The sequence below is a fragment of the Desulfuromonas sp. genome (assembly GCF_002868845.1).
In the GTDB taxonomy this organism is placed as follows: Bacteria; Desulfobacterota; Desulfuromonadia; order Desulfuromonadales; family BM501; genus BM501.
Map to the genome: position 1 here is coordinate 46,031 of NZ_PKUB01000034.1, position 26,553 is coordinate 72,583.

At 65.8% G+C, this 26,553-nt stretch carries 23 protein-coding genes; 12 read left to right on the forward strand and 11 right to left on the reverse strand.

Annotated features, from left to right (window positions below):
- Positions 1–207 precede the first annotated feature (207 nt).
- The 5 genes from C0617_RS10370 (at position 208) to C0617_RS10390 (ending at position 7,819) form a co-directional block, all read left to right on the forward strand.
- Positions 208–2,295, forward strand: coding sequence for a TRAP transporter permease (locus C0617_RS10370; RefSeq protein ID WP_291316950.1), 2,088 nt, complete (start codon positions 208–210; stop codon positions 2,293–2,295).
- Entirely contained in the window at positions 2,292–2,783 is a 492-nt protein-coding gene (locus C0617_RS10375; RefSeq protein WP_291316951.1) for a universal stress protein, read from the forward strand. Before C0617_RS10370 ends, C0617_RS10375 begins: the two co-directional genes overlap by 4 nt.
- 244 nt (positions 2,784–3,027) lie before the next feature.
- Positions 3,028–3,612, forward strand: a complete 585-nt coding sequence (locus C0617_RS10380) for a Slp family lipoprotein (RefSeq protein ID WP_291316952.1) — start codon at positions 3,028–3,030, stop codon at positions 3,610–3,612.
- Positions 3,613–3,951: 339 nt separating this feature from the next.
- Positions 3,952–4,140, forward strand: coding sequence for a hypothetical protein (locus C0617_RS10385; protein ID WP_291316953.1), 189 nt, complete (start codon positions 3,952–3,954; stop codon positions 4,138–4,140).
- Positions 4,141–4,573: 433 nt separating this feature from the next.
- Positions 4,574–7,819: an MASE3 domain-containing protein gene (locus C0617_RS10390; RefSeq protein ID WP_291316954.1), complete on the forward strand. Its 3,246-nt coding sequence runs from the start codon at positions 4,574–4,576 to the stop codon at positions 7,817–7,819.
- 22 nt (positions 7,820–7,841) lie between these two features.
- Here C0617_RS10390 and sucB read toward each other — a convergent pair whose 3' ends face one another.
- From sucB to C0617_RS10435, 9 genes are all read right to left on the reverse strand, one after another.
- Positions 7,842–8,930 (reverse strand): dihydrolipoyllysine-residue succinyltransferase, encoded by a 1,089-nt coding sequence (gene sucB, locus C0617_RS10395; protein ID WP_291316955.1) that lies wholly within the window; start codon positions 8,928–8,930, stop codon positions 7,842–7,844.
- Positions 8,931–8,965: 35 nt separating this feature from the next.
- Positions 8,966–11,650 carry a 2-oxoglutarate dehydrogenase E1 component gene (locus C0617_RS10400; RefSeq protein WP_291316956.1) on the reverse strand — a complete coding sequence of 895 codons (2,685 nt, stop codon included), beginning with the start codon at positions 11,648–11,650 and terminating at the stop codon, positions 8,966–8,968.
- Between the two features lie 151 nt (positions 11,651–11,801).
- Positions 11,802–12,752, reverse strand: a complete 951-nt coding sequence (trxB, locus tag C0617_RS10405) for a thioredoxin-disulfide reductase (protein ID WP_291316957.1) — start codon at positions 12,750–12,752, stop codon at positions 11,802–11,804.
- Positions 12,736–13,617: a lipoyl synthase gene (gene lipA / locus C0617_RS10410; protein ID WP_291316958.1), complete on the reverse strand. Its 882-nt coding sequence runs from the start codon at positions 13,615–13,617 to the stop codon at positions 12,736–12,738. The genes trxB and lipA overlap by 17 nt, the downstream gene beginning before the upstream one ends.
- On the reverse strand, positions 13,601–14,335 hold the full coding sequence (lipB, locus tag C0617_RS10415) for a lipoyl(octanoyl) transferase LipB (protein WP_291316959.1): 735 nt from the start codon (positions 14,333–14,335) through the stop codon (positions 13,601–13,603). The genes lipA and lipB overlap by 17 nt, the downstream gene beginning before the upstream one ends.
- Positions 14,302–14,493 carry a ferredoxin gene (locus C0617_RS10420; protein ID WP_291316960.1) on the reverse strand — a complete coding sequence of 64 codons (192 nt, stop codon included), beginning with the start codon at positions 14,491–14,493 and terminating at the stop codon, positions 14,302–14,304. The genes lipB and C0617_RS10420 overlap by 34 nt, the downstream gene beginning before the upstream one ends.
- A gap of 68 nt (positions 14,494–14,561) precedes the next feature.
- Positions 14,562–14,720 (reverse strand): rubredoxin, encoded by a 159-nt coding sequence (rd, locus tag C0617_RS10425; RefSeq protein WP_291316961.1) that lies wholly within the window; start codon positions 14,718–14,720, stop codon positions 14,562–14,564.
- Positions 14,721–15,009: 289 nt separating this feature from the next.
- Positions 15,010–15,672, reverse strand: coding sequence for an isoprenoid biosynthesis glyoxalase ElbB (elbB, locus tag C0617_RS10430; RefSeq protein ID WP_291316962.1), 663 nt, complete (start codon positions 15,670–15,672; stop codon positions 15,010–15,012).
- 135 nt (positions 15,673–15,807) lie between these two features.
- The gene (locus C0617_RS10435) at positions 15,808–16,404 is read right to left on the reverse strand and encodes a cupin domain-containing protein (RefSeq protein ID WP_291316963.1); all 597 of its coding nucleotides are present in this window, start codon (positions 16,402–16,404) and stop codon (positions 15,808–15,810) included.
- Positions 16,405–16,640: 236 nt separating this feature from the next.
- Between C0617_RS10435 and C0617_RS10440 the strand changes: the two genes are divergently transcribed.
- The 5 genes from C0617_RS10440 (at position 16,641) to pgeF (ending at position 21,077) form a co-directional block, all read left to right on the forward strand.
- Positions 16,641–17,393 (forward strand): HAD family hydrolase, encoded by a 753-nt coding sequence (locus tag C0617_RS10440; RefSeq protein ID WP_291316964.1) that lies wholly within the window; start codon positions 16,641–16,643, stop codon positions 17,391–17,393.
- A 58-nt stretch (positions 17,394–17,451) separates the two neighbouring features.
- Entirely contained in the window at positions 17,452–18,870 is a 1,419-nt protein-coding gene (locus C0617_RS10445) for a DegQ family serine endoprotease (protein WP_291316965.1), read from the forward strand.
- Between the two features lie 74 nt (positions 18,871–18,944).
- Positions 18,945–19,214, forward strand: a complete 270-nt coding sequence (locus C0617_RS10450; RefSeq protein WP_291316966.1) for a hypothetical protein — start codon at positions 18,945–18,947, stop codon at positions 19,212–19,214.
- Complete coding sequence (locus tag C0617_RS10455; protein ID WP_291316967.1) at positions 19,215–20,183, forward strand: RluA family pseudouridine synthase; 969 nt, start codon at positions 19,215–19,217, stop codon at positions 20,181–20,183.
- Positions 20,184–20,282: 99 nt separating this feature from the next.
- A complete protein-coding gene (gene pgeF / locus C0617_RS10460) occupies positions 20,283–21,077 on the forward strand; it encodes a peptidoglycan editing factor PgeF (RefSeq protein ID WP_291316968.1) in 795 nt (264 codons plus the stop codon).
- A gap of 151 nt (positions 21,078–21,228) precedes the next feature.
- On the opposite strand, the gene rnhA is transcribed toward pgeF, so the two are convergent.
- The gene (rnhA, locus tag C0617_RS10465) at positions 21,229–22,656 is read right to left on the reverse strand and encodes a ribonuclease HI (protein WP_291316969.1); all 1,428 of its coding nucleotides are present in this window, start codon (positions 22,654–22,656) and stop codon (positions 21,229–21,231) included.
- Between the two features lie 432 nt (positions 22,657–23,088).
- Here rnhA and C0617_RS10470 point away from each other — a divergent pair, with 432 nt between their 5' ends.
- Together C0617_RS10470 and C0617_RS10475 are read left to right on the forward strand one after the other, a co-directional pair.
- Positions 23,089–23,970 carry an ATP-binding protein gene (locus tag C0617_RS10470; protein WP_291316970.1) on the forward strand — a complete coding sequence of 294 codons (882 nt, stop codon included), beginning with the start codon at positions 23,089–23,091 and terminating at the stop codon, positions 23,968–23,970.
- 79 nt (positions 23,971–24,049) lie between these two features.
- Complete coding sequence (locus C0617_RS10475) at positions 24,050–24,532, forward strand: YchJ family protein (RefSeq protein ID WP_291316971.1); 483 nt, start codon at positions 24,050–24,052, stop codon at positions 24,530–24,532.
- A gap of 182 nt (positions 24,533–24,714) precedes the next feature.
- Here C0617_RS10475 and htpG read toward each other — a convergent pair.
- Positions 24,715–26,553 (reverse strand): molecular chaperone HtpG (gene htpG / locus C0617_RS10480; protein ID WP_291316972.1); only part of this gene is annotated, 1,839 nt, incomplete at its 5' end.

Genomic DNA, 26,553 nt, shown 5'->3' on the forward strand with positions numbered 1-26,553 from the left:
GCAGATGACGTTGGCGCGGACGAAAACCTGCCTTCGGCTTCGGACAGTCGTCCGCATCTTTCCAAATGCATCCACTCCGCTCCGGCGGCGGCGAAGGGGGAGGCAGAATGCCCCCTTTCGTCGAATCCCCAAAATCTCGGAAAACTTACGGCCCCGATTTCCACTGGGGGGACCACCTTCCTTTGCCCTTGTTCCAGGAGTCAGTGTATGGCCGAAGACCATTACAGAGGCAAAGGCACCGGGCTCGAGGCCGCACGGCGGATGCAGGAAGAGGAGGAACTTGGCCTGCGCCGGCCCAGGGGTTGGCAACGGCAAGTGGTTCCGACGGTGGCCCTGATCTGGTCCCTGTTCCAGCTCTCTCTGGCCAGCTGGCTGACCCTTGATTCCACCTACTCCCGGGCCATCCACCTCGCCTTCGCCTTTGTCATCGTCTTTCTCTCCTACCCGACCCTGCGAAGACGGCTTTCTCTTCCGGGGCTGCGCTGGCTCGGGGAGACGCGCACGATTCCCGCGGCCGATTTCCTTCTCGCCTCCCTGGCGGCGGGGGCGGCCCTCTACATCGCCATCGACTACGAGGGGCTCGCCACCCGGGTCGGCCTGCCGATCGGCCGCGACATGCTCTTCGGCATCCTGCTGGTAGTGGCGTTGCTGGAGGCGACGCGCCGGGTGATCGGCCCGGCCCTGCCGATCATCGCCATCCTCTTCTCCCTGTACGCCTTCTTCGGGCCCTACATGCCCGACTTCCTGGCCTTCAAGGGGGTCAGCCCCGGCCGCTACGTGGGGCAGATCTCCCTGACCACCGAGGGGATCTTCGGCATCCCCCTCGATGTCTCGGCGCGCATCGTCTTCCTCTTCGTCCTCTTCGTGGCGATGCTCGAGAAGGCCGGGGGGGGCAAGTTCTTCATCGACCTGGCGATGAGCCTTCTCGGCCGCTACAAGGGGGGGCCGGGCAAGGCCGCGGTGATGAGCAGCGGCCTCACCGGCCTGGTCTCCGGTTCGAGCATCGCCAACGTTGTGACGACCGGGACCTTCACCATCCCCCTCATGAAGAAGGTCGGCTACCCGGCGAAGAAGGCGGCGGCCATCGAGGTGGCGGCGAGCACCGACGGCCAGATCATGCCCCCGATCATGGGTGCGGCCGCCTTCATCATCGCCGAGTACGTGAACATCCCATACCTCGAGGTCTGCAAGGCGGCCGCGATCACGGCCTTCGCCTCCTATGCCACCCTCTTTTTCCTGACCCACATCGAGGCCTCCAAGCTGGGTCTGGAGGGACTGCCCCGGGCGGACCTTCCCCGTTTCTTCGCCACTCTCCTCTCCGGACTGCACTACCTGCTGCCCCTCGGGGTGCTCCTCTACGAGCTTATCGTTCCCCGCCATTCCCCCGACCTGGCCGCCTTCAGAGCCACCGCGGCGCTGACCGTCATCATGCTGCTGCAGCATCCGCTGCGGGCCGCGAGGACGGGGGGGGACATCGCCGGGGCCCTGCGCCGCGGATGGGGCGAAATTGTCGCCGGCCTGATCGCCGGGGCCCGCAACATGGTGAGCGTGGCGGTGGCCACCGCCGCCGCCGGGATCATCGTCGGGGTGGTGACGATGGGGCTGGGCGGCTTGATTACCGAGATCATCGATCACCTGAGCGGGGGCAACATCTACCTGATGCTCGCCATCACCGCCTTTGCCAGCCTGTTGCTCGGCATGGGCCTGCCGACCACCGCCACCTACATCGTCATGGCCTCCCTCACCGCGCCGGCGATCGTCACCATCGCCGGCTGGCAGGGGTTTGCCGTTCCCCTGATCGCCGCCCACCTCTTCTGTTTCTACTTCGGCATCCTTGCAGACGACACCCCGCCGGTGGGCCTGGCGGCCTACGCGGCGAGCGCCATCGCCCGGTCTGAGCCGATCCCGACCGGGCTGCAGGGCTTCATGTACGATATCCGCACCGCCGTCCTCCCCTTCGTCTTCATCTTCAACCACGATCTGCTGCTGTGGGGGATCGACAGTTGGCCCCTGGGCCTGACCATCTTCGCCATGACCTGCGCCGGCGCCTTCTGTTTCGCGGGGGCGACCCAGGGCTGGTTCGTCGCCCGCAATCGCTTGTACGAGGTGCCTCTGCTCCTGGCCGTGGCGGCGGTCATGTTCCGCCCCGATTTCTTCGCCGGTCTTGCCGGGGTGGGCAACCGCTACCTCATGTATCCGCTCGGCCTGCTCCTGCTGGGGCTGGTCTATGCCCTGCAAAAAGCCCGTTCCCGCCGCGGCGGCTCTGCGCCCGGCAGCACAGGAGGGATGCCGTGATTCCCACGTACCGGACAATTCTCTACGCGACCGACCTCTCGCCCAACGCCGCCCACGCCTTTCGTCACGCCCTCGGCATCGCACGCTGCCACGACGCCAATATCCACATCCTTCACGTCCTGCCGGAGATGGATGCGGCGACCGTGAACTACGTGGCGACGGTCATGGGCGAGGAGCGCTTCGCCGATCTGGAACTGGAGCACGAGTCTGAGGTCGCCGAGAAGATCCGGAAGCGACTGGCCGATTTCGTCCGGGAGGAGCTTGCCGGCCGGGATGAGGAGACGGAACGGGTTGCAGGGATCGAAGTTCATCACGGCCCCCCGGCGCTCGGCATCCTGGAGGCGGCCGAACGCCTCGGCGCCGATCTGGTCGTCATGGGAAGCCACGGCAAGGGCCTTTTGAAACACGCATTTCTCGGCAGCGTCGCCGAGCGGGTGCTACGCAAGGCCCCCTCTCCGATCATGGTCGTTCCCCTGCCCAGATCCTGACGGGCGGCCCTGCGGGAGTTGACGAAAGGGGCCCCGGAGATAAACTTGTATCAAACCTTGAATGCGTAGAGTCTGACCGGAAATCAACACAAGCCCTCGACCTGCTTCGGCGTCCCATGAACCACGGAGAGGCTGCGGGTGCGACTCAGATGTTTCGGGACACTTTATAAAGGCCAGGTACGCGCCCTTTTCCCCTAGCCCACGTATTCAGGGTAACCATCCCTCGCACCGATAGGGAATAACCATGCAACGCTTCGCTGTGACGCTCCTCGCCCTGACCCTGCTGGCTCTGAACGGAGGCTGTTTTCACGCCATCTCCAAGGATGCCCTCTCAAAGGTCGATCCGGAAGTCGATTTCACCCGGGTCCTGGAAGAACCCGAAGCATACAGGGGCACGGTGCTTTTGGTCGGCGGGCAGATCATGGAAGTCGAGGCCGGCCGCGAGGGCTCGGCCCTTGAGATCCTTCAGTTCCCTCTCGACAAATACGGAGAACCGGAAACCGACAAGGCCTCGGAAGGGCGCTTTCTGGCCCTGACCAACCGGTTCCTGGAGGCGGAGGACTACAAGCCCGGGCTCTTCGTCACCCTGACAGGGAGCGTCGAAGGGGCGAGGGTCAAGCCCCTCGGCGAGGGCGAGTACCGCTATCCCCTGCTGCGCATCGGGGAGGCCTCGGTATGGCCCTCCTATGCCCGGGACTATCCCTCCCCTTATTCCCCCTGGACCTACAGGCCCTATCCCTATTACAAATACAGGGGCCTCTATCCCTATTACGACCCCTTCTGGCCTCCCCTCGGCCCCTATCCCCATTACCCCTACCGTTACTGGTAGCCCCCTGCGAAGACCCTGCCCGGCCGAAGGAGTCCTTATCGTCTGCATCGGACCCGGCGCACGATTTTAGTCCCCTGCCTTGCAAATGTGCATTGAGGGGGTAAAGTCTTTCTGGTGTATACGCAGACCCTCCCAAAGAAGCGAACTTTCAGTCGAAACAAAGGTTTTAACGCAAAGACGCAAAGGGGTGCAGCAAGGCCAGGGATAAGGTCTGATGTTCCGGGACGCGGGTCTTTACACTTCGCGTCACCCTCCTCCCCCCGCCGGCCCCGATCGAAGAGCGATTGATTTTTGACGAAATCCTTTCGGATACTGATTCCGGGAAAACAGGTGAACGCTATGATTCAAGCTCAGGCGCTGGTCGATTACGAAAAGTTCTGCTGTGCCAAGGTGGCCCTATTCGTCGATATCGCCAAGGTCTCCCAGTCCCACGCCCTTGTGGACAAGCACCGCGAGGCCATCACCCGGATCGCCAACCTTTTCTCGGCGCGGGTGCTGCTGGTCGACCAGAGCCGGCTGCAACCCTAACAGATCCTCGAGAACGAGGTCGCCGACGCTTGGATCCTCCTCGTCTCCGATGGCCGCAACCGTGCCCTGGCCACCAAGAAGAACCCCCAGCGGATCAACGTCGATACCGCCACGGGCTGGGAGGGTTACGCCTTCAAAGAGCTCGTTCGCCAGATCATTGAATCGACCCAGATCATCGAGGACGTAACAAGCCATTACAGCCGCTTCGTCCTTCCCGCCGAGAGCGCCCCGGCCCCCCGCCCCCGCCCCAACTGAAGGGACCTGCCCTGGCGGACCTTCGGCCAGCCGTCCCATCCTCCCCTTCCCCGCAAATTCCGCAAACAAAATTTGACATGACAAACCGGGCCGATCGGGATAAACTCTTGAAATCATTTTGCGGAGTTCGGCCGCGCCGCAAGGCCGCCAGCACGCCGGGTCGGACGAGGGATTCTCCATGGACGACGGCGCCCCGACAACCAGGCAAGTCGAAACCGGAGCGGGGGAGACGGTCGCGCCTCCCCACCGGTCCGGCCTCCGGAGCCGGCTGACCCTCGCCGGACTCGGCGCTCTCGGCCTGGTTCTGCTCTTCCCCCTGTCCCGCCACAACTACCTCCTCTTCCACGGCATCGTCGAGATCCTCAGCGTGGCCGTAGCATTCACCGTCTTCAGCATCGGCTGGAACTCCCGCTCCTTCAGCAGGAACAACGCTCTGCAGCTGCTCGCCGTCTCCTTCCTCGTGGTCGGCGCTCTCGATTTCCTGCACGTCCTGGCTTACAAGGGGATGGGGGTCTTCCCCGGCCGCGGCTCCGATCTGCCGACCCAACTCTGGGTTGCCGCCCGCTACGTGCAGAGTCTCTCTTTTTTGCTGGCCGCCCTGGTCCTGGGACGGCCCCGTCCGGTGCGCCCCCTCTTCTTGCTCGGCGTCTACCTTCTTGTCGGCGTGACCCTGGTGACGGTCATTGTCCCCTTGAGGATCTTCCCGGCCTGCTTCGTGGAGGGGACCGGCCTGACCCCTTTCAAGGTCGGCAGCGAGTACCTCATTTCCGGGCTTCTGGGGCTCTCCGGGGCGCTCTTCTGGCGCAAGCGGGCGGCCATCAACGGCCGCATTCTCACCCTGCTGCTCGGCGCCGTGGCGGTCACGATCCTGGCGGAACTGAGTTTCACCCTCTACGCGGACGTGTTCGGCTTTTTCAACTTTCTGGGGCACGTCTTCAAGCTCCTCTCCATCGTCCTGGTCTATGCCGCTCTGGTCCAGGGATCGCTGCGCACCCCCTACGAGTCCCTGTTCCGGGGGCTGGCCCGCTCCGAGCGCGAGCTGAAAGCCGAACTCGTCGAGCGCAGCCGGATCGAAAAGGCGCTGCGCGAGAGCGAAGAGCGTTTCCGGACCCTCATCGAAACCACCCCCGAAGGGATCGTCGAAAACGATCTGGCCGGGGTTGTGACCTTCAGCAACCGTGCCCACCACCAGATCCTCGGTTTTGACGAAGGCGAGTTGCTTGGCGGGGCGATCTGGGCGACCCTTCCCACCGAGGAGTCGAGGCGGGAATTGCGGGATTTCCTGGCCCACCTGGTGGCGGAACAGCCGCCGCCCGAGTCCTTCGAGGCCCGGAACCGCACCCGTGACGGGCGCCTCGTCGACCTGCAGGTGGACTGGAACTACAAGCGCGACGTCCGGGGCGAGGTCATCGGGTTCGTCTCCGTGATCACCGACATCACCGAGCGCAAGCGGGCCCGCCAGGAACTGGAGCGGGCCAAAGAGGCCGCGGAGGCGGCCAACCGTGCTAAGGGCGCCTTTCTGGCCAACATGAGCCACGAGATCCGCACCCCCATGAACGCCATCATCGGCATGACCGACCTCACCCTCGGCACCGGGCTGGAACGGGAGCAGCGGGAGTGGCTCGGCATGGTCAAGACCTCGGCCGAATCCCTTCTGCGGGTGATCAACGACATCCTCGACTTCTCCAAGATCGAGGCGGGCATGCTGGAACTGGACAGCCGCTCCTTCGATCTGCGGGAGACCGTGGAGGGGACCGTCGAGGTGCTGGCCGTGCAGGCGCACCAGAAAGGCCTGGAACTGGCCTGCCACATCGCCCCGGAGGTTCCGTGGGGGGTGGTCGGCGACGCCGGCCGCCTGCGCCAGGTACTGATCAACCTGGTGGGCAACGCCATCAAGTTCACCGCGGAGGGGGAGGTGGTGCTGCGGGTAGAGCAGGAGCCCGACGGGCCTGCTTCCGGCCATTGCCTGCTGAAGTTCACGGTCAGCGACACCGGAATCGGCATCCCCGCCGACAAGATGGACCGGATTTTCCGGAGTTTCACCCAGGTGGACGGCTCCACTTCACGGACCCACGGGGGAACCGGGCTAGGTCTATCCATTTCCAGGCAGATCGTGGAGCTGATGGGAGGGACTGTCGGGGTGGAGAGCGTCGAGGGGCGGGGGAGCACATTCCATTTCACCCTCGATTTTCCCATGGCGATCGAGACGCCCCCGGCCGCTTCCGATGTCCTCACCCCCCAACTGCGCGGACTCCGAACCCTGGTGGTCGATGACCACGCCACCAGCCGGCTCTTTCTGGAAAAGGTGCTCACACGCTGGGGCCTGGAGGTGACCCTGGCCGGGGGCGGCGAACAGGGTCTGCGGGCCCTGCGCGACGCCGGCGACCGCCGAAACCCTTTCCAGCTCCTCCTCCTCGACTCCGGCATGCCCGGTATGTACGGTTTTGCCCTGGCCGAGCAGATCCGGCCCCAGCGGGACATGACAGGGCCGGCGCTGATGATGGTGACCACCGAGGATGTCGGACGTGCCGCGGCACGCTGCCGCGATCTGGACATCGCCTGCTACCTGGTCAAGCCGCTCAGGCAGTCCGAGCTTTTCAACGGGATTCTCGCCTCCCTGGAGTCGCCGGCCGGAGCGCCGGCGGCCAAGGGCGTTCCGCCTGTGGGACCAGTCCCGGTCGGGGCAGGAGAGGGGTCAGGCCTTCCCGAAGTTCCGTTGCGGGTTCTGCTGGCCGAAGACAACCCGATCAACCAGAAACTGGCTCGCGCCCTTCTGGAGGCCAGGGGGTGGAAGGTCACTGCGGTGTCCAACGGGGCGGAAGTGGTGCGGCAGGCGAAGGAGGGGGGTGTCGATCTGGTGCTGATGGACGTGCAGATGCCCGAAATGGACGGTCTCGACGCCACCCGGGCCATCCGCCGTCTGGAGGGTTCGGCCGGCACCGTTCCCATCATCGGGCTGACCGCTCATGCCATGAAGGGAGACCGGGAGATCTTCCTGTCGGCCGGGATGGACGACTACGTGGCCAAGCCGATCAAGCCGGAGGAACTCTTCGGCGCCATCGTTCGCTGTTTGGACCCGGCCCGGCCCTCCCCGGTGCCCACCATCGACCTCTCGCCGACCCTCGAGGCCCTCAACGGCAACCGGACCTTTCTTGACGAGCTGGTCGGGGATTTTCTTCGGGACTGTCCGGGGCAGCTGGACAGGATGCGCCGGGCCTTGGAGGAGGGCAACGAGGAACAGCTGGAGCGCCTCGCCCACAATCTGAAGTCGGTGGCCGGCATCTTCGGGGCCCAGGCGGCCATCATGCTGGCCGACGAGCTGGAGACCCTGGGGGAAGCGGGAAAACTGGCGGGTGCCCCCGGGGTGCTGGAGAGGCTGGAGCGGGAGCTGGGCCGGGTCTGCGACTGCCTGGCCCGGACCTAGAGGGCGCTGGTCTCCCGGGAGACTAAAGTTCGAGGAGCATTTCTTCCGGTTCCTCCACGCAGTCCTTGACCTTGCGAAGGAAGCCGACCGCCTGGCGCCCGTCGACGAGCCGGTGGTCGTAGCTCAGAGCCAGATTCATCATGGGGCGGATCACGACCTGGCCGTCCCGGGCCACCGGCCGCTCCTGGATCGCGTGCATGCCGAGAACGCCGCACTGGGGCGGGTTGAGCAGGGGGGTGCTCAGCAGCGACCCGTAAACCCCTCCGTTGCTGATGGTGAAGGTCCCTCCCTGCAGGTCTTCCAGGCCGATGCGGTGGGTCTGCACTTTTTCGACGAATTCGCCGATCTTCTTCTCGATCTCCGAAAAGTGCAGCCGCTCGGCGTCCCTCAGCACCGGCACCACCAGCCCCTTCTCCGAGCCGACCGCGATGCCGATGTGGTAGAAGTGCTGGTAGACGATGTCGGTTCCCTCGATGCGGGCGTTGACCTCGGGGAACTCCTTGAGCGCTTCCACGCAGGCTTTTACGAAGAAAGACATCAGGCCGAGGCCGACGCCGTGTTTTTCGCGGAAATGCCCCTGATGCTTTCTGCGCAGTTCCTTCACCCGGGTCATGTCAGCCTCGTTGAAGGTGGTGAGCAGGGCGGCCTGCTGTTGGCCCGCGACCAGCCGTTCCGCGATCTTCTGGCGGATCGGGCTCATCGGCTGGCGGGTGATCCGTCCTTTCGGCTCCGGGGCGGCCGGTTTCGCCTGGGCGGCCGGGGACTCTTTTTTTTCTCCCCGGGGCGATTCTCCGGAGGGCTTGGCCGCCGGCGCTTCGGAGGGGGCAGCCTTGGGCGCGGCCTCCTCTTTCGCTTCCTGCACGGCGCTCTCGCCGCTCCCGGCTTCCTCCCGGATCGTGCCGATGGGACTTCCGACCTTCACGGTGTCGCCTTCGGCCGCACCGACCGCGAGCACCCCCCCGATCTCCGCATGCAGCTCCAGCGTGATCTTGTCGGTTTCCAGCTCGCACAGCAGCTCGTCCTTGGCCACCGTCTCCCCGTCTTTTTTGTGCCACTTGGCCAGGGTCGCCTCGAACACCGATTCGCCGATCTGTGGAACCTTGATTTCCATGGAAAATCCTCCTTGGGCCGCGGCCGTCGCCGCGGTCAGTCGCCGAATGCCTCGGCCAGAATCTGTTCCTGCTCCCGGGTGTGCAGGCGGTGGGAACCGACCGCCGGGGAGGCGGCCGCATCCCGTCCGACGTAGCGCGGCTCCTTCCCCAGCAGGGCGGTCAGGCGGGGGCGGAGAAAGGGCCAGGCCCCGCCGTTCTCCGGCTCCTCCTGCACCCAGACGACCTCGGCGCCTGCGAAGGGCTCCAGCGTTTCCTTCAGCAGGTCGGAGCGCAGCGGGAACAGCTGTTCGAGGCGCACGATCGCCACCCCCCGGCGTCCCGATTTTCTCCGCCGGTCGTCCAGGTCGTAGTAAACCTTGCCGCTGCACAGCAGGACCCGGGTCGTTTCCCCGGTGTCGGTCTCCTCCGGAAGGACCTCGCGGAAGGGGCCGCCGGCGAAGGCGTCCAGCTCCGAGACGCATTCGGGGTGGCGCAGCAGGCTCTTGGGAGTAAGGACGATCAGCGGCCTCCGGAAGCTCTGCAGGACCTGCCGCCTCAGCAGGTGAAAGTACTGGGCCGGGGTGGAGGGGACGGCGACCACCAGGTTGTCCCCGGCGCAGAGCTGCAAAAAACGTTCGATGCGGGCGCTCGAATGCTCCGGACCCTGCCCCTCGTAGCCGTGGGGCAGGAGCAGGGCGAGGCCGCTGGCCCGGTCCCACTTGGCCGCGCCGCTGGCGATGAACTGGTCGATGATGACCTGGGCGCCGTTGACGAAGTCGCCGAACTGGGCTTCCCAGAGGGTCAGCCCGCCGGGGGTCTCCAGGGAATAGCCGTACTCGAAGCCGAGCACCGCCGCCTCCGAAAGCGAGCTGTCGAAGGGGCGGAAGGCGGCCCCGCCCGGGAGGGCGGCGAGGGGAACGTGAGTTCGCCCGGTCTCCATGTCGACAATGGTCGAATGGCGCTGGCTGAAGGTCCCCCGTCGCGAGTCCTGGCCGCTCAGGCGCACCGGGACCCCTTCGGCGAGAAGGCTTCCGAAAGCGAGGGCTTCGGCGGCGGCCCAGTCGATGCCGGCGCCGGCCAGGACCGCCTCGCGCCGTTTTTCCATCAGCCTGGCGGCCTTGGGGTGGGGAGTGAAGCCGGCGGGCAGTTCGGCCAGCTGGCGGGCCAGCGCTTGAAGCCGGTCGGTCTCGACCCCGGTGAAGACCGCCTTCGGGGAGTAGTCCCGTTCGATTTCCCCCCACTTGTCGCGGAAACCGAGGTCGACCGGCTCGGAGGGCCGGTCGAGGCCCTCTTCCAGGCGCCGGCGGATCGCCTCGGCCCCGGCCGCCACCGTCTCGGGGCTCTTCCCCTCGGCGACGCGGCGCGCGGCGTAGACCTCGTGGGCGGGGGGGCGGTCCTTGATCTTGCCGTACATCAGGGGCTGGGTGAAGTAGGGTTCGTCCCCCTCGTTGTGGCCGTGGCGGCGGTAGCAGATGATCTCCACCACGGCGTCGCGGCCGAAGGCCTGCCGGTAGTCGAGGGCGAGGTGGACGGCGGACACCGCCGCCTCGGGGTCCTCTCCGTGGACGTGGAAGATCGGCACCATCAGCATCTTGGCGACGTCGGTGGCGTACCGCGTGGAGCGGGCATCGGCGGCGGCGGTGGTGAAGCCGATCTGGTTGTTGACCACGATGTGCACCGTGCCGCCGGTGCGGTACCCTTCGAGCCCGGAGAGGTTGAGGGTCTCGGTGACCACGCCCTGGCCGGCGAAGGCGGCGTCGCCGTGGATCAGTACCGGCAGCACAAGTTTCTCCCCGTCGGCGCCGTAGCCCTCCTGGCGGGCCCGGCACTTCCCCTCGACGACCGGGTCGACCGCCTCGAGGTGGCTGGGGTTGGAGGCGAGGGAAAGGTGGATGGGGTGCTCCCCGTAGCGGTGGTCGACGGAGAAGCCCTTGTGGTACTTGACGTCCCCCTCGCCGACGAAGCCGAACTCGAGGTTGTCGGCGAACTCGGCAAAGATCGTCTCGAGGGGCTTGTGGAAGATGTTGGCGAGAACGTTGAGCCTGCCGCGGTGGGGCATGCCGAGGACCAGATCGCGGACGCCGAGGGAGGCGGCGCGGCGCACCAGGGCGTCGAGGACCGGGATCAGGGCCTCCCCCCCCTCCAGGGAAAAGCGCTTCTGGCCGAGAAACTTTCTGTGCAGGAATTCCTCGAAGAGGGTCGCTTCCTGAAGGTGTTCGAGGATCAGCTGCTTCTCCTCCCCGCTGAGCTCGGGACGGTTGCGGGTCGGCTCCATGCGATCGATCAGCCAGCGGCGCTCGGCCGGGTCCTGGATGTGCATGAACTCCACCCCGACCGAGCGGCAGTAGGTCTGGCGCAGGGTGTCGAGGATTTCGCGGAGGGTGGCCCGTCCCTTCAGGAAGCCCCGGGCGGCGAAGACACGATCGAGGTCGGCCGTCTCCAGGTCGAAGGTTTCCAGGTCGAGCAGGGGATGGTCGAGTGCGCAGGGGGAGAGGGGGTCCGTGCAGGCGAGGAGATGGCCGATGTCCCGGTAGCGGTAGATGAGGGACTGGACGGCGGACTGCTTGAGCGTCGGGGCCGCAGCCTCCGCTCCTTCCCCTGGGGGGGGAGGGCCTTCCCGGCCCAGGTCGAAGCCCCGGAAAAAGGCGCCCCATTCGGGGGGGACCCCGTCGGGGTCCTCCTGCCAGGCCCGGTAGAGGGATTCGATCCAGGCGGGGCTGAGGTTGGCTTCGAGGCTCATGGGGATGCTTTCCGCGGTCAAAAGTCGAAAGGAGCCGGGTGGGACGCGGGCAGTATAGCAGCGGCCCGCCCGGCTGGCAATGTGGCTTCCGTGCGGGCCACAGGGCGTTTGCCGGGGAGCGTCCTGAGAAGACGGGGCGGCTGCCGGAGCGTCAGCTCTTCGCCTGCTGCAGGGTCTCCAGATAGCGCTCTGCCTGCATCGCCGCCATGCAGCCGCTGCCGGCGGCGGTAATGGCCTGGCGGAATTGGTGGTCCTGCACGTCGCCGGCGGCGAAGACCCCGGGGACACTCGTTTCGGTGCCGTTTCGGGTGACCAGGTAGCCGCCCTCGTCCATCTCCAGCTTCCCCTCGAAGAGGGCCGTGTTGGGGGTGTGGCCGATGGCGATGAACACCCCGTCGCAGGCCAGTTCCTCCTCCTGCCCGTTCTGCAGGTGCTTCAGGCGCACCCCCCGAACCCCCGCCTCCTTGTCCCCGAGGATGGCGCTGACCACGCTGTTCCAGCGGAAGCCGATCCGTTCGTTTTCCCGTGCCCGTTTCTGCAGGGGAGGGGAGGCGCGCAGGGTGTCGCGGCGGTGCACCACCGTCACCCGGCGGGCGAAGCGGGTCAGGAAGGCGGCCTCCTCCAGGGCGGTGTCGCCCCCGCCGACAACCACCAGCTCTTTCTCCTTGTAGAAGAAGCCGTCGCAGGTGGCGCAGACGGAGACCCCGCGGCCGTAGAGGTCCCACTCGTTGGGCAGGCCGAGCATCCGGGGCGAGGCGCCGGTGGCGATGACCAGGGACGTGCAGAGGTAGATTTCGTCCTCCACCCAGACACGAAAGGGCGGGCCCTCCAGATCCACCCGGGTGACCTCGCCCTGGACGAAGGCGGTGCCGAAGCGGCGCGCCTGGTCCTCCATCTGCTGCATCAGGGTCGGGCCGTCGATCCCCTCGGGAAAGCCGGGGAAGTTGTCGATGTCGGTGGTGGTCGTGAGCTGCCCCCCGGGCTGGCTGCCGTGGATCACCAGAGGGCAGCAGTTGCCCCGGGCGGCGTAGATGGCCGCGGTCAGTCCGGCCGGGCCGGAGCCGAGGATGATGGTGTCGTGGGCCTCATGGACGGTTGTCATGCAGCGACTCCTCGAACTGTTCTTCGGCGTGGTAGGAGGACCGCACCAGGGGGCCGGCCTCAACGTGGGAGAATCCCCTCTCCAGCCCCTTCTGTCGCAGAGCGTCGAACTCTTCGGGAGACAGGTAGCGGGTCACCGGGTGGTGGCGGGATGAGGGGGCGAGGTACTGGCCCAGGGTGAGGCGGCGGCAGCCGGAGCGGCGCAGGTCGTCGAGGACGTCGAGGGTTTCCCGGCGGCTCTCTCCCATGCCGAGCATGAGGCCCGACTTGAGGGGCACTCCGGGGGCGATCCGGGCGGCGGCGGCCAGCAGCTCGAGAGAACGGCGGTAGGACGCCCCCTTGCGCACCGCCCCGTAGAGGCGCGGCACCGTCTCCAGGTTGTGTCCCAGCAGGTCGGGGGCGGCCCGCAGAATCCTCGCCAGGGCCCCGTGGTCTCCCCCCAGGTCGGGGATGAGCAGTTCCACCCGGCAGCCGGGGGCCCGCTTGCGGATCGCCCGCGTCACTTCCGCGAAGTGGGCCGCCCCGCCGTCGGGCAGGTCGTCCCGGGTCACCGAGGTGACAACCGCGTGGCGCAGGCCCAGCTCCCCGATCGCCCGGGCCACCCGCGCCGGCTCGGCGGGCTCCGCAGGCGCCGGCGCGCCGGCGTGCACGTTGCAGAAGGCGCAGTCCCGGGTGCAGATGTCGCCGAGCACCATGAAGGTGGCGATGCCCCGGCTCCAGCACTCCCCCATGTTGGGACAGGCGGCGCTGCGGCAGACCGAGTGCAGGCCCAGCTCCCGGTGGTAGCGCTCGATGCGGGCGACCCCGGGCCCGCCGGGAAAACGGACCTTGAGCCAGTCGGGCTTTTGTCTAGAGGGCCGGCTCATGTTCTTCGTACTCTCCTGAGTGGCGACCGCCGAAAACCCGGGAGAAGGCGCGGACCAGCGCGCTTTCCACGTCTTCGAGCAAGACGGGACGGCCGAGCAGTCCCTCCAGGGAGGTCATCCTCACTCCCGGCAGACCGCAGGGGACGATGGCCTCGAAACCCGTCAGGTCTCCGGCCACGTTGAGGGCAAAGCCGTGCCAGCTCACCCAGCGGCGCACCCCGACGCCGATCGAGGCGATCTTGGCTCCGTCCACCCAGACACCGGTCTTGCCCGGGATGCGCTCCGCGACCAGGCCGAAGGCCGCCAGGGTGTCGATCAGGGTCGCCTCGAGCATCCTCAGGTAGCGATGCAGGTCGCGCCCGAGGGGGTCGAGGTCGACAACCGGGTAGCCGACCAGCTGGCCCGGACCATGGTAGGTGACGTCGCCTCCCCGCCCCGTCCGCAGCACTTCGATGCCGCGCCGGGCCAGCTCCTCCCGGCTGTGCAGCAGGTGGGCCTCGGAGCCGCCCCGGCCTAGGGTGACGACGGGCGGGTGCTCCACCAGGAGCAGCACGTCCTCGCGCCGCCGCCGCCGTCCATCGAGGAGCCTCTCCTGGAGCTGAAGAGCGTCCCGGTAGGAAAGGCGGCCCGCCCGCAGGGTGACGAAGGGGGACGGGATCCCGCCCTGCCCGGCAAGCTGGGGAGCTAGTCCTCCCAGAGGATGCAGGCCACCGGGCATGCGTCCATCGCCTCCTGGATCTTTTCCTCGGGAGCGCCGCTCGGGTCGTAGACCTCGGCGAGATCCTCATCGTCCATGCGGAACACTTCGGGGACCGTGTCGACGCAGAGGTTGCAGCTGATGCAGACGTCCTTGTCGACATAGGGCTTTCTGGCCATGGTTCTGTCTCCATCCGGGATGGCTTCGGCCACCTGGCAGCTGGGACACCCTTCCGGGTGCGGGCGAGTCAGACCTTTTCGAAGTTGCTCTTGTCGGCCCCGCACAGCGGGCAGACCCATTCTTCGGGCAGGTCCGCGAAGGCGGTGCCGGCGGCGACGCCGTTGTCAGGGTCGCCCACGGCGGGGTCGTAGATGTAATCGCAGATCAGGCAGCGGTACTTGTCCATGGCATCCTCCTTGGAAAGGGGTTCGACTGGTCGTAGCTTTCTAATTCTAGACCAAATTCCCCTTCTGGCAAGGGTTTCATGGACGACCCAGGCGTGACGGCGGCGGGAGTCCTGATGGGCGGGGTCGCTGATGGGCGGGGACTCGCCCCCCCCCCGCAGGCAACCAGGGGATTGACCGCCCAATCCCCTGGACCCCAGGGCGCCCCCACGCCTTGCCCGCCATCGCCTCCGGCGCCGGCAAAAGGGGGAACCAATTTCCCAAGGAACAGAGGCAGAGCCAAAGCGACGATCAGATGAGTTCGACGAGGGCCCGGACGGTCTTCTCGATCCCCTCGGCCGCCTCCTTGATGCTTCCGGCGAGCATGTAGGCGGGGGTGGAGACGAGCTTGTTCTCTCTGTCGATCACGAATTCGCTCACCGGGCAGGCCACGTGGGTGGAGCCCATGCTCTCCAGGGCGCCGGCCGTCCCCGCGTCGGTGCCGATGGTGAGCTGGTGGGCCAGCTTTTCATTGCCGAGCACCTTGGAGACCAGGGCCGGGGCGATGCAGACGGCGGCGAGGGGCTTCTTCGCCCCGAGCACCGCCCGCACCAGGCGCGCCACGTCGGGCTGCACCGAGCAGTCGGCGCCCTTGACGGCGAAGTCGCACAGGTTCTTGGCGGCGCCGAAGCCGCCGGGGAGGATCAGGGCATCGATGTCGCCGGCGGCGACGTCCTTGATATCCCTGATGTCGCCCCGGGCAATGCGGGCCGACTCCACCAGCACGTTGCGGCTCTCGCCGGCGGCGGGCTCGCCGGTGAGGTGATTGACCACGTGCATCTGCTCCATGTCGGGAGCCATGCAGACCGCTTCGGCACCGGCCCGGTCGATGGCCAGAAGGGTGATGACCGCCTCGTGGATCTCGCTGCCGTCGTAGACGCCGCAGCCGGACAGGACGACTCCTATTTTTGCCATGGCATTACCTCCTTGGTTGGATTGTCACAATATGGCGAGAGCTCGGGCGAGCTTTGCTATGGCGCGATTGAAGCGGGGCGCAGGAACGCCCCGGTCAGGAAAGATTAAAGGCCGGGGGGCCGATGTCAAGACGCCCTACCAGGTTCGGGAAAAGAGGACCGCCACCGCCCGGGCCGCCCTCTCCCCCCTGGCGATGTAACCGTGGGGCTCGGTCGAGTCGTAATAGACCGAGTCGCCGGGGCCCATGGTCATGACCCGTTCGCCGTAGTGGAACTCCAACTCGCCCTCAAGCAGGAAGAGGAACTCCTCCCCCTCGTGGCTGACCTGCAGTTCGCCGCGCCACTGCCGGGCTTCAAACTCCACAAGGAATGGTTCGAGGTTGCGGTCCTTCTTGCCGTAGGCCAGGGAGTGGTAGACGTAGGGGGACTGCAGGCCCGCGCGACCGGCAGGACGGGTCATCTTGCGGCTCTCGCCGGCCCGCACCAAGAGGCACTTTTCGCTGCTGCCCTCCTCCTGAAAGAAGGTGTGCAGGTTGACCTTGAAGGACTTGGAGATGCGCAGCAGGGTGGCCAGGGGGGGAATCACCTGGTCGTTTTCGATCTGGGAGAGGAGAGGCTTGGACAACCCGGTGGCCTCGGCGAGAGCCTGCAGGGTCATACGCCGCTCCTGGCGCAATCGGCGAACTTTGAGGCCGATCTGTAGCTCTTTCACCTCTTCCCGAATGTTCCCCATGCGTTAACTACCTCCCTGTTATTCCTCATGTTATTACCTCGGACGGCAAGTCAAGTCAAGATTTAAACCGGGGAGGGGGCAACTTCGACCGGGGAGAGGCCCAGGGCCGGACACCGCAGGCTCCCTGCCCTTCGTTTGCCGACAACAGACAACTGATATCGTGCTGGCCTTTGGCCTTCCGGCCGGGCGCCTCCCGTGTTATGCTTCGGGTCCACCCGAAAGGAGACCCTCGCGGCATGGACCCGACGCTGCTTCGCAACATCCGGGCGATATTCTTCGACCTCGACGGCACCCTGCTCGAGGTGGAGATGGACCGCTTCATCCCCGCCTACCTACGAGGCCTTTCGGGGCACCTCGCCGAAGAGGGGGGCAGCCCCGGCGAGATCGCCCGACTTCTCCTCTCCACCACCGGCGAACTGCTTCGCGGGGGCAACGGCCACGACAGCAACGAGGAGGCCTTCCTGGCCGCCCTGCAGCAGCGCCTCGGCATCGACCGCGAGGCCTTCGCCCGCCGCCTCGGCGACTACTGCGCCGACGGCCTCACCGCACTGGCGCCCCTGACCCGGCCGATCCCCCTCGCCCGGCCCATCCTGCAGACCTGCTTCGAACGGGGCCTGACCGTGGCCGTCGCCACCAACCCCGTCTTTCCCCGCCCGGTGGTCGATGCCCGGCTGCGCTGGGGGCAGCTCGACGACTTCCCCTTCCGCCAGGTGACGACCATCGAGAACAGCCGCCACTGCAAGCCCGACCCCCGCTACTTCGCCGACCTGATGGACGCCCTCGGGGTGGTCCCGGCCGAATGCGTCATGGTCGGCAACGACGCGCTCCAGGACCTGGCCGCCCGCCGTGTCGGCATCGCAACCTTCCTCGTCGACACCTACCTGGTCCCGCGCCGCAGCCGCAGGGAGCCGCCCGCCGACTTTCGCGGCGGCCACGAAGAGCTGCTCGAATTCGTCGCCCGGCTCGGCCCGGCGGCCGTGGAGAATTGACATAACCCCTTTTTTTCGTTACTCTTCCGGTTGTTGAGACGTCTCCAAGGAGCCCGTGATGATCCCCCTGCTGCGCCTCGCTCTGGCCTCGCTGGCCCTCCTCCTGGCTCTCGTGCCGGCCGGCTGCGACCGGGATAGCGAAACGCCGATCCGCACCAGCGTCCGCGACGAGAAGGTGCGCCCGCCCGTGGAGAAGCCCGCCCCCGAGCTGGTCTCCACCCAGGAGGCGTTTATCGAGGTCTCGGCCAAGGTGACCCCGGTGGTGGTCAACATCCGCGCCGCGCGGATGCGTCGGGGGGGGGAGTTCGGCGGCCTCTTCGAGCAGTTCTTCGGCGACGTGTTCAAGGACCGGCCGCGGCAGCGCCGCCAGGAGCAGAGCCTCGGCTCGGGCTTCATTGTCAGCGGCGACGGCTATATCATGACCAACGAGCATGTGGTCAAGGGGGCCGAGGAGATCTCCGTCAAGCTCTCCGATCAGCGGGTCTACGCCGCCGAGGTCGTCGGGGTCGATCCCCGTACCGACGTCGCGGTGCTCAAGATCGAAACCGGCGAGGATCTGCCGACAGCGGTCCTCGGCGACTCGGACGCCCTGAGGGTCGGGCAGTGGGCCCTGGCCATCGGCAACCCCTTCGGCCTCGACCGCACCCTGACCGTCGGGGTGATCTCCGCCATCGGCCGGGCCAACGTGGGGATCGAGGACTACGAGAATTTCATCCAGACCGACGCCTCCATCAATCCCGGCAACTCCGGCGGGCCCCTGCTCAACATCTACGGCGAGGTGGTCGGGATCAACACCGCCATCGTCGCCTCCGGCCAGGGGATCGGCTTCGCCATCCCGATCGGCCTGGCGCGGCTCATCGCCGACCAGCTCATGGAAAAGGGAGAGGTCACCCGGGGCTGGCTCGGGGTGAGCATCCAGCCCCTGACCCCCGACCTGGCCGAGTCCTTCGGCCTCGACCGGGCCACCGGGGCCCTGGTGAACCAGGTGCTCCCCGGCGCCCCCGCCGAACGGGCCGGTGTTCGGCGCGGCGACATCCTGCTTTCCTTCGACGGCAGACAGGTACGCGGGGTGCGCGAGCTGCAGTTGCTGGTGGCCAGCGCCCAGGCGGGCGGAACCGTCGACCTGGTAGTGCTGCGCGACGGCGAGCGGCTGACCCTGCCGGTGACCCTCATCACCCAGGAGGCCGCCGAAACAGCCGCCACAGTGGTTCCAGAGGCACCCTCCAGGGAACTTGGGCTGAGCGTCGCCCCCGGCGAGGCGGGCGAAGGGGTCGCTGTCCAACAGGTCGAGCCCGAGAGCGAGGCGGCCGCGGCCGGTGTGCGCCCCGGCGACGTGGTCCTCTCCCTCAACCGGATCGAGGTCACGGACATGGTCTCCTGGCGCAAGGCTCTCAAGACGGTGCGCGGGAACAGGACCGTGGTGCTGCTCATCCGGCGGGAGGGGAACACCCTCTACCTGGCGTTTCCCGCACCCTGAGGCACTGGATCTACGATCAACTTTCGGGCGGCCACCGCCCTTTGAAGCATCTATTCAACTGAAACGGAGGACACATGGCCAGGGTAGTCGACAACCCCCAGCTCGCCTTTCGCTTGGCACGGGCCATCGTCTCGGACATCGCCCTGTACAATCAGGAGAAGGTGAAAGAGGGGATCGAGAACGACAACATTTTCGAGGTGCTCGAGGAAGAGCTTCAGGAGGGTCTCGATCACTTTCATACTCGGGTCGCCCCCGAAATGGAAAACCGCGATCATCTCTTCGAGCGCGCCATCGTTGACGTCATGATCAAACAGGCAGGCAAAATCGAAAGCCGCATCTGGTAGATGGAGGACGTCCGCCAGCTTCTCTTCGAGGCCGGCCGGCTCCCCGAGCGGCTCGACCGGTTCCTGACCGAGTGCCTGCCCGAGCTGACCCGCTCCCAGATCAAGAAGCTCATCGACAACGGTCATGTGCGCCTTGACGGTGCGGCGGTCAAGGCCAGCAGCAGGCTCAAGGGGGGAGAGACCCTGGAGGTCGTCATCCCCGATGCGGCCCCCGCCAAGGCCCTCCCCGAGGCCATCCCCCTGCACATCCTCTACGAAGACCGTCACCTGGTGGTGGTCGACAAGCCGGCCGGACTCGTGGTCCACCCCGCCCCCGGCCACGGGGGCGGGACCCTGGTCAACGCCCTGCTCTACCACTGCACCGACCTCTCAGGGGTCGGCGGCGAGCTGCGCCCCGGGATCGTGCACCGGCTCGACAAGGACACCTCCGGGGCGATGCTCGCCACCAAGAACGACCTGGCCCACAACCACCTGGCCGGCCAGTTCAAGGCGCACACCATCACCCGGCGCTACATCGCCCTTGTCCACGGCATCGTGCAAAAGGAGACCGGCACCGTCGACCGGCCCATCGGCCGCCACCCGGTGCACCGCAAGAAGATGAGCGGCCGCTCCCGCGCCGGCCGTCGGGCGATCACCCACTGGCGGGTGCTGCGCCGCTACGACCAGGACAAGCTCTCCCTGATGGAGATGACCCTGGAGACCGGGCGCACCCACCAGATCCGGGTTCACCTCTCCGAGGAGGGGATGCCGATCGTCGGCGACCCGGTCTACGGCAACCCCGGCAGAGCGAGTTCCGTCGCCGACCCGAAGCTGCGCGCCCTGCTTCTCGGCCTCGGCCGCCAGGCCCTCCACGCCCGCCTGCTCGGCTTCGTTCACCCGGCCAGCGGCGACTATATGGAGTTCGAAAGCCCCCCGCCCCCCGACTTGGGGGCGATCCTCAATTACCTCGACGCGAAGTACAAAGAATAATGCCAGGAAAAAGGTCCAGGGTTAAAGGTGCAAGGAAGCACCCATAACCTCCTTTCGCCTTGATCCTTTCTCCTTGTTCCTTAAACAACGGAGTTCTCAATGAAAACCTCCCGACAGGGAAAGATCAGTTTCCTCGAGCCCGACTGGGCCCGCAAAGCCACGGTGCGCGCCGGATTCACCACCCGCAACGGCGGGGTCAGCCGCGCCCCCTATAACTCCCTCAACCTCGGCTTCAACACAGAAGACCCCCAGTACAACGTCGAGGGAAACCGGTCGACCCTGGTTCGCGCCTTCGACCTGCCGCCCCACCTCCTCCTCACCGTGCGCCAGGTGCACGGCACCGACATCCTGGTTATCGACGAGCCCAACCTCGACCTCTCCCACTTTCACACGCTGGAGTGCGACGCGGTGATCACCGACCAGCCCGGCATCCTCATCGGGGTGCTGGTCGCCGACTGTTACCCCGTGCTCCTCTTCGAGCCCGAGCGCAAGGTCGCCGCCGCCGTCCACGTCGGCTGGAAGGGGGCCGCCGCGGGCATCCTCGGCAAGGCCGTGGCCGCCATGGAGAAGGGCTTCAACTGCAGTCCCCTGCGCATCCGCGCCGCCGTCGGCCCCGGCATCGGCGCCCACAAGTACGAGGTCGACCGCCCCGTGCGCGACGCCTTCCGCAAGGGCGACGGTCACTGGGCCGAAATCGCCGAAGAGGTCGCCCTCGGCAAATGGCACCTCGACCTGAAGAAGAGCTGCCTTCTGCAGCTCGAGGCCGCGGGGCTCGATACGCGCAACGTCGAGGCCGCCGGGGAATGCACCTGCTGCCACCGGGAGCTGTTCTTCTCCCACCGGCGGGACGAAGGAATGACCGGGCGACAGATGGGTTTCGTAATGCTCGGGTAGAAACGACAGACACGATGAAAAATCAAAAAGGGGCAAGCCGGCGGCTTGCCCCTTTTTGATTTTCTCGAAACAGGTGAAGCGCTGTTGTCGAGCGCCAGGATTTGCGAACAGTCACGAACCTTCCACAGGGGCACAGGGCTGCGGCATCGATTCAACACAGCCGCAATTGACCATCCTCCTCCGCATCGAATTCCGAATCCTCCCTGACCGGCACCGGCGCCCGAACGGCAGGGACGACAGGCAAAGGGAGCACTGTCTCTTCCTCTTCAGGCTCCTCGGGCCGATCGGCCGCCCGTGTCCCTTCATCGACGGCCCGTTTGGCCAGCTTGTCGCACCGTTCATTGAATGGGTGTCCCGCATGGCCCCGCACCCACTCCCAGGTGACCCGGTGTTTGCGGGACAGGGGAACAAGCTGTTTCCAAAGATCCTGGTTCGCGAGAGCATCCGGGGTATCGAGCCGACCGTCGCGGATCCAGCCATGTATCCACTTGCTCATTCCCCGCACAAGGTACTGTGAATCGCTGAACACGCGCACCGTGCTCGGGTTGTTCAGGGCTTCGAGCCCCCTGATCGCCGCCAGGAGTTCCATGCGCTGCGAGGTGGAGGCGGGCTCGAAACCGCTCAGCTCCTTTTCGTGCTCCCCGTAACGCAGGACAACGCCGTATCCCCCGGGTCCCGAGGCGGTTCCCGAGCCATCGCTGTAGAGCTCGACCACGCCCGGTGGCGGCGGAGTGAAGGCGATCTCCAGGGCCTTGAATTCAAGTCGCCGCAAGAGGTGAAGCAACTCCGGAAGGTTCGGCGCCTGTCTCCGAAGATCTGCAAGGGGAACCTCCAGGGCGACGTCATAGCGGACGGTGGCCAGTCTTTTCGAGAGCCGGGCCTGATCTGCATGGGACTGCAAATTTTCCCGGCGTTTCTTCCCGCTGACCAGGTTTTTCCACTTGAGAACGTCTTCCAGGGAACCGAACCGGCGCACCAACTCGGCCGCGGTCTTCTCCCCGATCCCGGGGACTCCCGGAATATTGTCCGAGGTGTCTCCGGCCAGCCCCAGGACATCCGGCACCAGCTCCGGAACGACCCCGAAACGCTCGAGGACCTCTTCGGGCCCCGAACGCCTGTCCTTCATGGTGTCGAGCAGGCCGATCCCCTCGCCGACGATCTGCATCAGGTCCTTGTCCCCGGTGACGACCGTGACCTCGGCCCCTTCGGCGGCAAAGCGGCGGGCCAGGGTGGCGATCACGTCGTCCGCCTCGAACCCGGGGGCTTCCAAGGCGGGGATATTGAGGGCCTGCAGGACCTGCCTGATGTACGGGACCTGGGACACCAGATCCTCGGGCATGGCGTCCCGGTTCGCCTTGTATTCGGGATAGACCTCCCTGCGGAAGGTCTCTTCCCTCGGCCGGTCGAAGACGACGGCCAGGCAGTCGGGGCAACTCTCCTGAAGGAGGCCGAGGAGCATCTTTGTGAAACCGAATACGGCATTGGTCGGCATCCCGCCAGAGGTGGCAAGGTCCCGAATGCCGTAATAGGCGCGGTAGATGTAACTGGACCCGTCCAGCAGATACAGCTGAGGCGACAATTTCCCACTCCCTTCCGACGCGTACGTTTTTTCCTTGGGATTCTGCACTTTCAGACGGGGCTAGAATCGCACATCCTGCAAAATGATCAATATATTTTTCGGAGGGGGAACGGGGCCAGCAGGGTCCGACTGCCTTCCGCGGTCGGACCGGCCCACGGTTTCAAACCTTCCGCCCCCTTCCAGGACCGTCGGTTCCCGGCCCGGCAGTCGTGCCCAAGGGCGCCGCGAGCATCACAGCCCTCCCTCCTTAAAGTGTTTTTATTTGACAGAGACAGACATTCTGGCGTACACACAACCCCCGGCTACCGATGCATAACGGCCCATAGACAGGCTTCTCCCCTCCCCTTGCAGCCCCCCCTCTTCAGTCGCTCCCTGTCATAAAAAACGACATCTATCCGTCCGCAACAATTTCATAGAAAGAGAGACTTCCCGATGATGAACCTGAAACCTGAAGTTGTCGCCCAGCTCGAGCGGGTACTCGGATCCGTGGAAATGCTGCTGCCGAGGGCGACCAAGCCGGTCGACTGGAACACCTGCCATGCCGCCAACTGGCGCCGCCACTCCTTCTCCGGCTACCTGGAGCCGGTCAAGGTCACCGACACCACCCGGCTGGAGGAACTGCTCGGCGTCGAGGAACAGAAGCAGACCATGGTCAACAACACCCGGCAGTTCCTGCAGGGGCTGCCGGCCAACAACGCCCTGCTCTGGGGCTCGCGCGGCACCGGCAAGTCGTCGATCGTCAAGGCGCTGCTCAACGAGTACGCCGGCCAGGGCCTGCGCATCATCCAGGTGGAAAAAGAGGACCTGATCTACATCTCGGAGATCTTCGCCGCCATCGAGGACCAACCCTACCGCTTCATCATGCTCTGCGACGATTTGACCTTCGAGACCGGCGAACTGGCCTACAAGATGCTCAAGAGCGCCCTGGACGGCTCGGTCTACTCGGCGCCGGAGAACGTGCTGATCTACGTCACCTCCAACCGCCGCTACCTGCTCCCCGAGTACGAAGGCGACCACCTCGGCGGCAAGTACGTCAAGGGCGAGATGCAGCAGAGCGAAATCCAGGAGGAGAAGAGCTCCCTCTCCGACCGCTTCGGCCTCTGGGTCCCCTTCCACGTCTTCTCCCAGGACCGCTTCCTCGAAGCGGTCAGGCTTTGCATCGAGCGCTGGAGCAAGCAGCTCGGCCGGGAGATCCCCTGGAGCGATGACCTGCAGCAGGCGGCGATCAAGTGGACCCACCAGAAGAGCAAGCGCTGCGGCCGGACCGCCTACCAGTTCTCGAAGAACTGGGTGGGCAAGTACCTGCTGAAATAGCTTGAACCGGGGGGGGGACGGATGAATAGACTTCGGCAGACGTTGCATCCGGTCGGCTGACCGAGAAGGAGAAACAACTATGAATAGCTGTCCATGCGGCAGCGGCAGCGACTATATCGCCTGCTGCGAACCGATCATCGCCGGGAAGAAGACGGCCGAGACGGCGGAAGAACTGATGCGGGCGCGCTACGCGGCCCACGTGAAGGTCGAGATCGATTTCCTCTACGACAGCACCCATCCCGAACATCGCGAGTGGTACGACCACAAGGGGACCCGGGTCTGGGCCGCGAATTCCGAATGGCATGGCCTCGAGATTCTCGGGACCACCCAAGGGAGACCTCAGGACGAGCAGGGCGAAGTGGAGTTTGTCGCCCGCTTTCGAGACGGGAAAGGCCTGCACAACCATCACGAACGCGGCAAGTTCAAGAAAGAGGAGGGGCGCTGGCTCTTCACCGAGGGAATCATGGTCAAGCCGAAACCGCTGAGCGTGAACAAGGTCGGCCGCAACGATCCCTGCACTTGCGGCAGCGGCCGCAAACACAAGAAGTGCTGCGGCAAATAAAAGTCCCTGCTGAGACAGGGATCAGGGGACGGCTTTATTGCTCGGGGACAAAATGGAATTCCGTCCCCCAAGATTCCGGCTCTTTTGCCCAGTCCCCGTGGATATCCGAAATACCCGGCGAGGCATCAAGTGCAGGCTTCGACGGAAGGGNTCTGCGCTTTTCAAACGTAGTCCGCCCGGCCTCAGTCGGCGTCCACCCCCTCGGCCATCAGCGTCGACAGCGTCTTGGCGAAGGCCACCGGGTCGCGGGGCATGACCCCCTCGAGGAGCAAGGCCTGGTCGTAGAGCAGGCCGACGTACTCCTTGAGCTGGCCGCTCTCCTTGTCGGCGGCGAAGAGCCCCTTCATGCGGGCGATCAGGTCGTGGTCGGGGTTGACCTCCAGCACCCGCTGCCCCTTGGGGACATCCTGGCCCATCGCCTCGAACATCTTGGCCATCTTCGGGTCGAGATCGTGCTCGCCGGCCACCAGGCAGACGGCCGAATCCTTGAGGCGCCCGGAGATGCGCACCTCGCCGACCAGGTCCTTGAGCTCTTCCTTCATCAGCTCGAGCAGGTCGCCGTACTCCTTCTTCTTCTCTTCCTTTTTCTCGTCGCCCAGGTCGAGATCGCCCTTGATCGCCGACTGGAACTCCTTCTCCTTGTAGGCGCCGAGGCCGCTGATGATGATGTCGTCGAAGTCGTCGGTCATGATCAAAACTTCGATGTCCTTCTCCTTGAAGACCTCGAGGTAGGGGGACGACTCGGCGGCGGCGCGGTCGGCGCCGGTGATGTAGTAGATCTCCTTCTGATCTTCGGGCATGCGCCCCACGTACTCGGCGAGGGTGATCTTCTTGCCGGCTTCCGTCTTGGTCGACTCGAAGAGGAGCAGGTCGGCGATCGTGTCCTTGCGCTCGAAGTCGTGGTGGATGCCCTCCTTGAGGATGCGGCCGAACTCCTCGTAGAAAGTGCCGTAGGCCTCGAGGTCGTCCTTTTTCATCGCGGCCAGGGTGTCGAGGACCTTCTTGGTGAGGTTCTTCCTGATCACCTCGACGATCCGGTTGTCCTGCAGCATCTCCCGGCTGACGTTGAGGGGCAGGTCGGAGGACTCCACCACCCCCTTGACGAAGCGCAGGTAAGAGGGGAGCATCGCCTCGCAGTGGTCCATGATCTGCACCCGGCGCACGTAGAGGGTCGGGCCGACCTTGTAGTCCTGGTAAAAGATGTCGAAGGGGCGCTTCTGCGGCAGGTAGAGCAGGGCCTGGAACTCGACGGTCCCCTCGGCGCGGTAGTGGATCGTCCGGGCCGGGTCGGTGAAGTCGTGGGAGACGTGCTTGTAGAACTCGTTGTACTCCTCCTCGGTGATCTCCGACTTGTCCTTGAGCCAGATCGCCTTGCGGGAGTTGAGGGTCTCCTCCTTCGTCTCCTCGACGCTCTTTTCCTTGTCCTCGGGGTCGGGGACGGAGCGGGTCACGTCCATCACCACCGGGTACTCGATAAAGTCCGAGTACTGCTTGACGATCTTGCGCAGCTCGTACTCCTCGAGGAAGTCCTTGGCGTCTTCCTTGAGGGTGAGGATGACGTCGGTCCCCTTGGTCGCCTTCTCGGTGTCCTCGAGGGTGTAGGTGCCGTCGGCGTCGGAGGCCCAGGCCACGGCGTGCTTGGCGTCCGCCCCGGCCTTGCGGGTGACGACGGTGACCTTGTCGGCGACCATGAAGGCCGAGTAGAAGCCGACGCCGAACTGGCCGATCAGGTCGGGGTTGTCCTTGACCTCGCGGCTCTCGAGCAGCTTCATGAACTCCTTGGTCCCCGAGTGGGCGATGGTGCCGAGGGCCTCGACCGCCTCGTCGCGGGTCATGCCGATGCCGTTGTCGCGCACCGTCAGGGTGCCGGCCTCCTTGTCGGCGACGAGCTGGACCTTCCACTCCTCGCCCCCCTCGGCCAGCGACTGGTCGGTGAGCGACTCGTAGCGCGCCTTGTCGATGGCGTCGGACGCATTGGAGATGAGCTCGCGCAGGAAAATCTCTTTGTGGGAATAGAGAGA

Excerpts from the sequence above, each read along its gene's own strand:
- C0617_RS10370 (WP_291316950.1), top strand. The coding sequence starts at position 208 with ATGGCCGAAGACCATTACAGAGGCAAAGGCACCGGGCTCGAGGCCGCA.
- C0617_RS10380 (WP_291316952.1), top strand. The coding sequence starts at position 3,028 with ATGCAACGCTTCGCTGTGACGCTCCTCGCCCTGACCCTGCTGGCTCTG.
- C0617_RS10385 (WP_291316953.1), top strand. The coding sequence starts at position 3,952 with ATGATTCAAGCTCAGGCGCTGGTCGATTACGAAAAGTTCTGCTGTGCC.
- C0617_RS10390 (WP_291316954.1), top strand. The coding sequence starts at position 4,574 with ATGGACGACGGCGCCCCGACAACCAGGCAAGTCGAAACCGGAGCGGGG.
- sucB (WP_291316955.1), bottom strand. The coding sequence starts at position 8,930 with ATGGAAATCAAGGTTCCACAGATCGGCGAATCGGTGTTCGAGGCGACC.
- C0617_RS10400 (WP_291316956.1), bottom strand. The coding sequence starts at position 11,650 with ATGAGCCTCGAAGCCAACCTCAGCCCCGCCTGGATCGAATCCCTCTAC.
- trxB (WP_291316957.1), bottom strand. The coding sequence starts at position 12,752 with ATGACAACCGTCCATGAGGCCCACGACACCATCATCCTCGGCTCCGGC.
- lipA (WP_291316958.1), bottom strand. The coding sequence starts at position 13,617 with ATGAGCCGGCCCTCTAGACAAAAGCCCGACTGGCTCAAGGTCCGTTTT.
- lipB (WP_291316959.1), bottom strand. The coding sequence starts at position 14,335 with ATGCCCGGTGGCCTGCATCCTCTGGGAGGACTAGCTCCCCAGCTTGCC.
- C0617_RS10420 (WP_291316960.1), bottom strand. The coding sequence starts at position 14,493 with ATGGCCAGAAAGCCCTATGTCGACAAGGACGTCTGCATCAGCTGCAAC.
- rd (WP_291316961.1), bottom strand. The coding sequence starts at position 14,720 with ATGGACAAGTACCGCTGCCTGATCTGCGATTACATCTACGACCCCGCC.
- elbB (WP_291316962.1), bottom strand. The coding sequence starts at position 15,672 with ATGGCAAAAATAGGAGTCGTCCTGTCCGGCTGCGGCGTCTACGACGGC.
- C0617_RS10435 (WP_291316963.1), bottom strand. The coding sequence starts at position 16,404 with ATGGGGAACATTCGGGAAGAGGTGAAAGAGCTACAGATCGGCCTCAAA.
- C0617_RS10440 (WP_291316964.1), top strand. The coding sequence starts at position 16,641 with ATGGACCCGACGCTGCTTCGCAACATCCGGGCGATATTCTTCGACCTC.
- C0617_RS10445 (WP_291316965.1), top strand. The coding sequence starts at position 17,452 with ATGATCCCCCTGCTGCGCCTCGCTCTGGCCTCGCTGGCCCTCCTCCTG.
- C0617_RS10450 (WP_291316966.1), top strand. The coding sequence starts at position 18,945 with ATGGCCAGGGTAGTCGACAACCCCCAGCTCGCCTTTCGCTTGGCACGG.
- C0617_RS10455 (WP_291316967.1), top strand. The coding sequence starts at position 19,215 with ATGGAGGACGTCCGCCAGCTTCTCTTCGAGGCCGGCCGGCTCCCCGAG.
- pgeF (WP_291316968.1), top strand. The coding sequence starts at position 20,283 with ATGAAAACCTCCCGACAGGGAAAGATCAGTTTCCTCGAGCCCGACTGG.
- C0617_RS10470 (WP_291316970.1), top strand. The coding sequence starts at position 23,089 with ATGATGAACCTGAAACCTGAAGTTGTCGCCCAGCTCGAGCGGGTACTC.
- C0617_RS10475 (WP_291316971.1), top strand. The coding sequence starts at position 24,050 with ATGAATAGCTGTCCATGCGGCAGCGGCAGCGACTATATCGCCTGCTGC.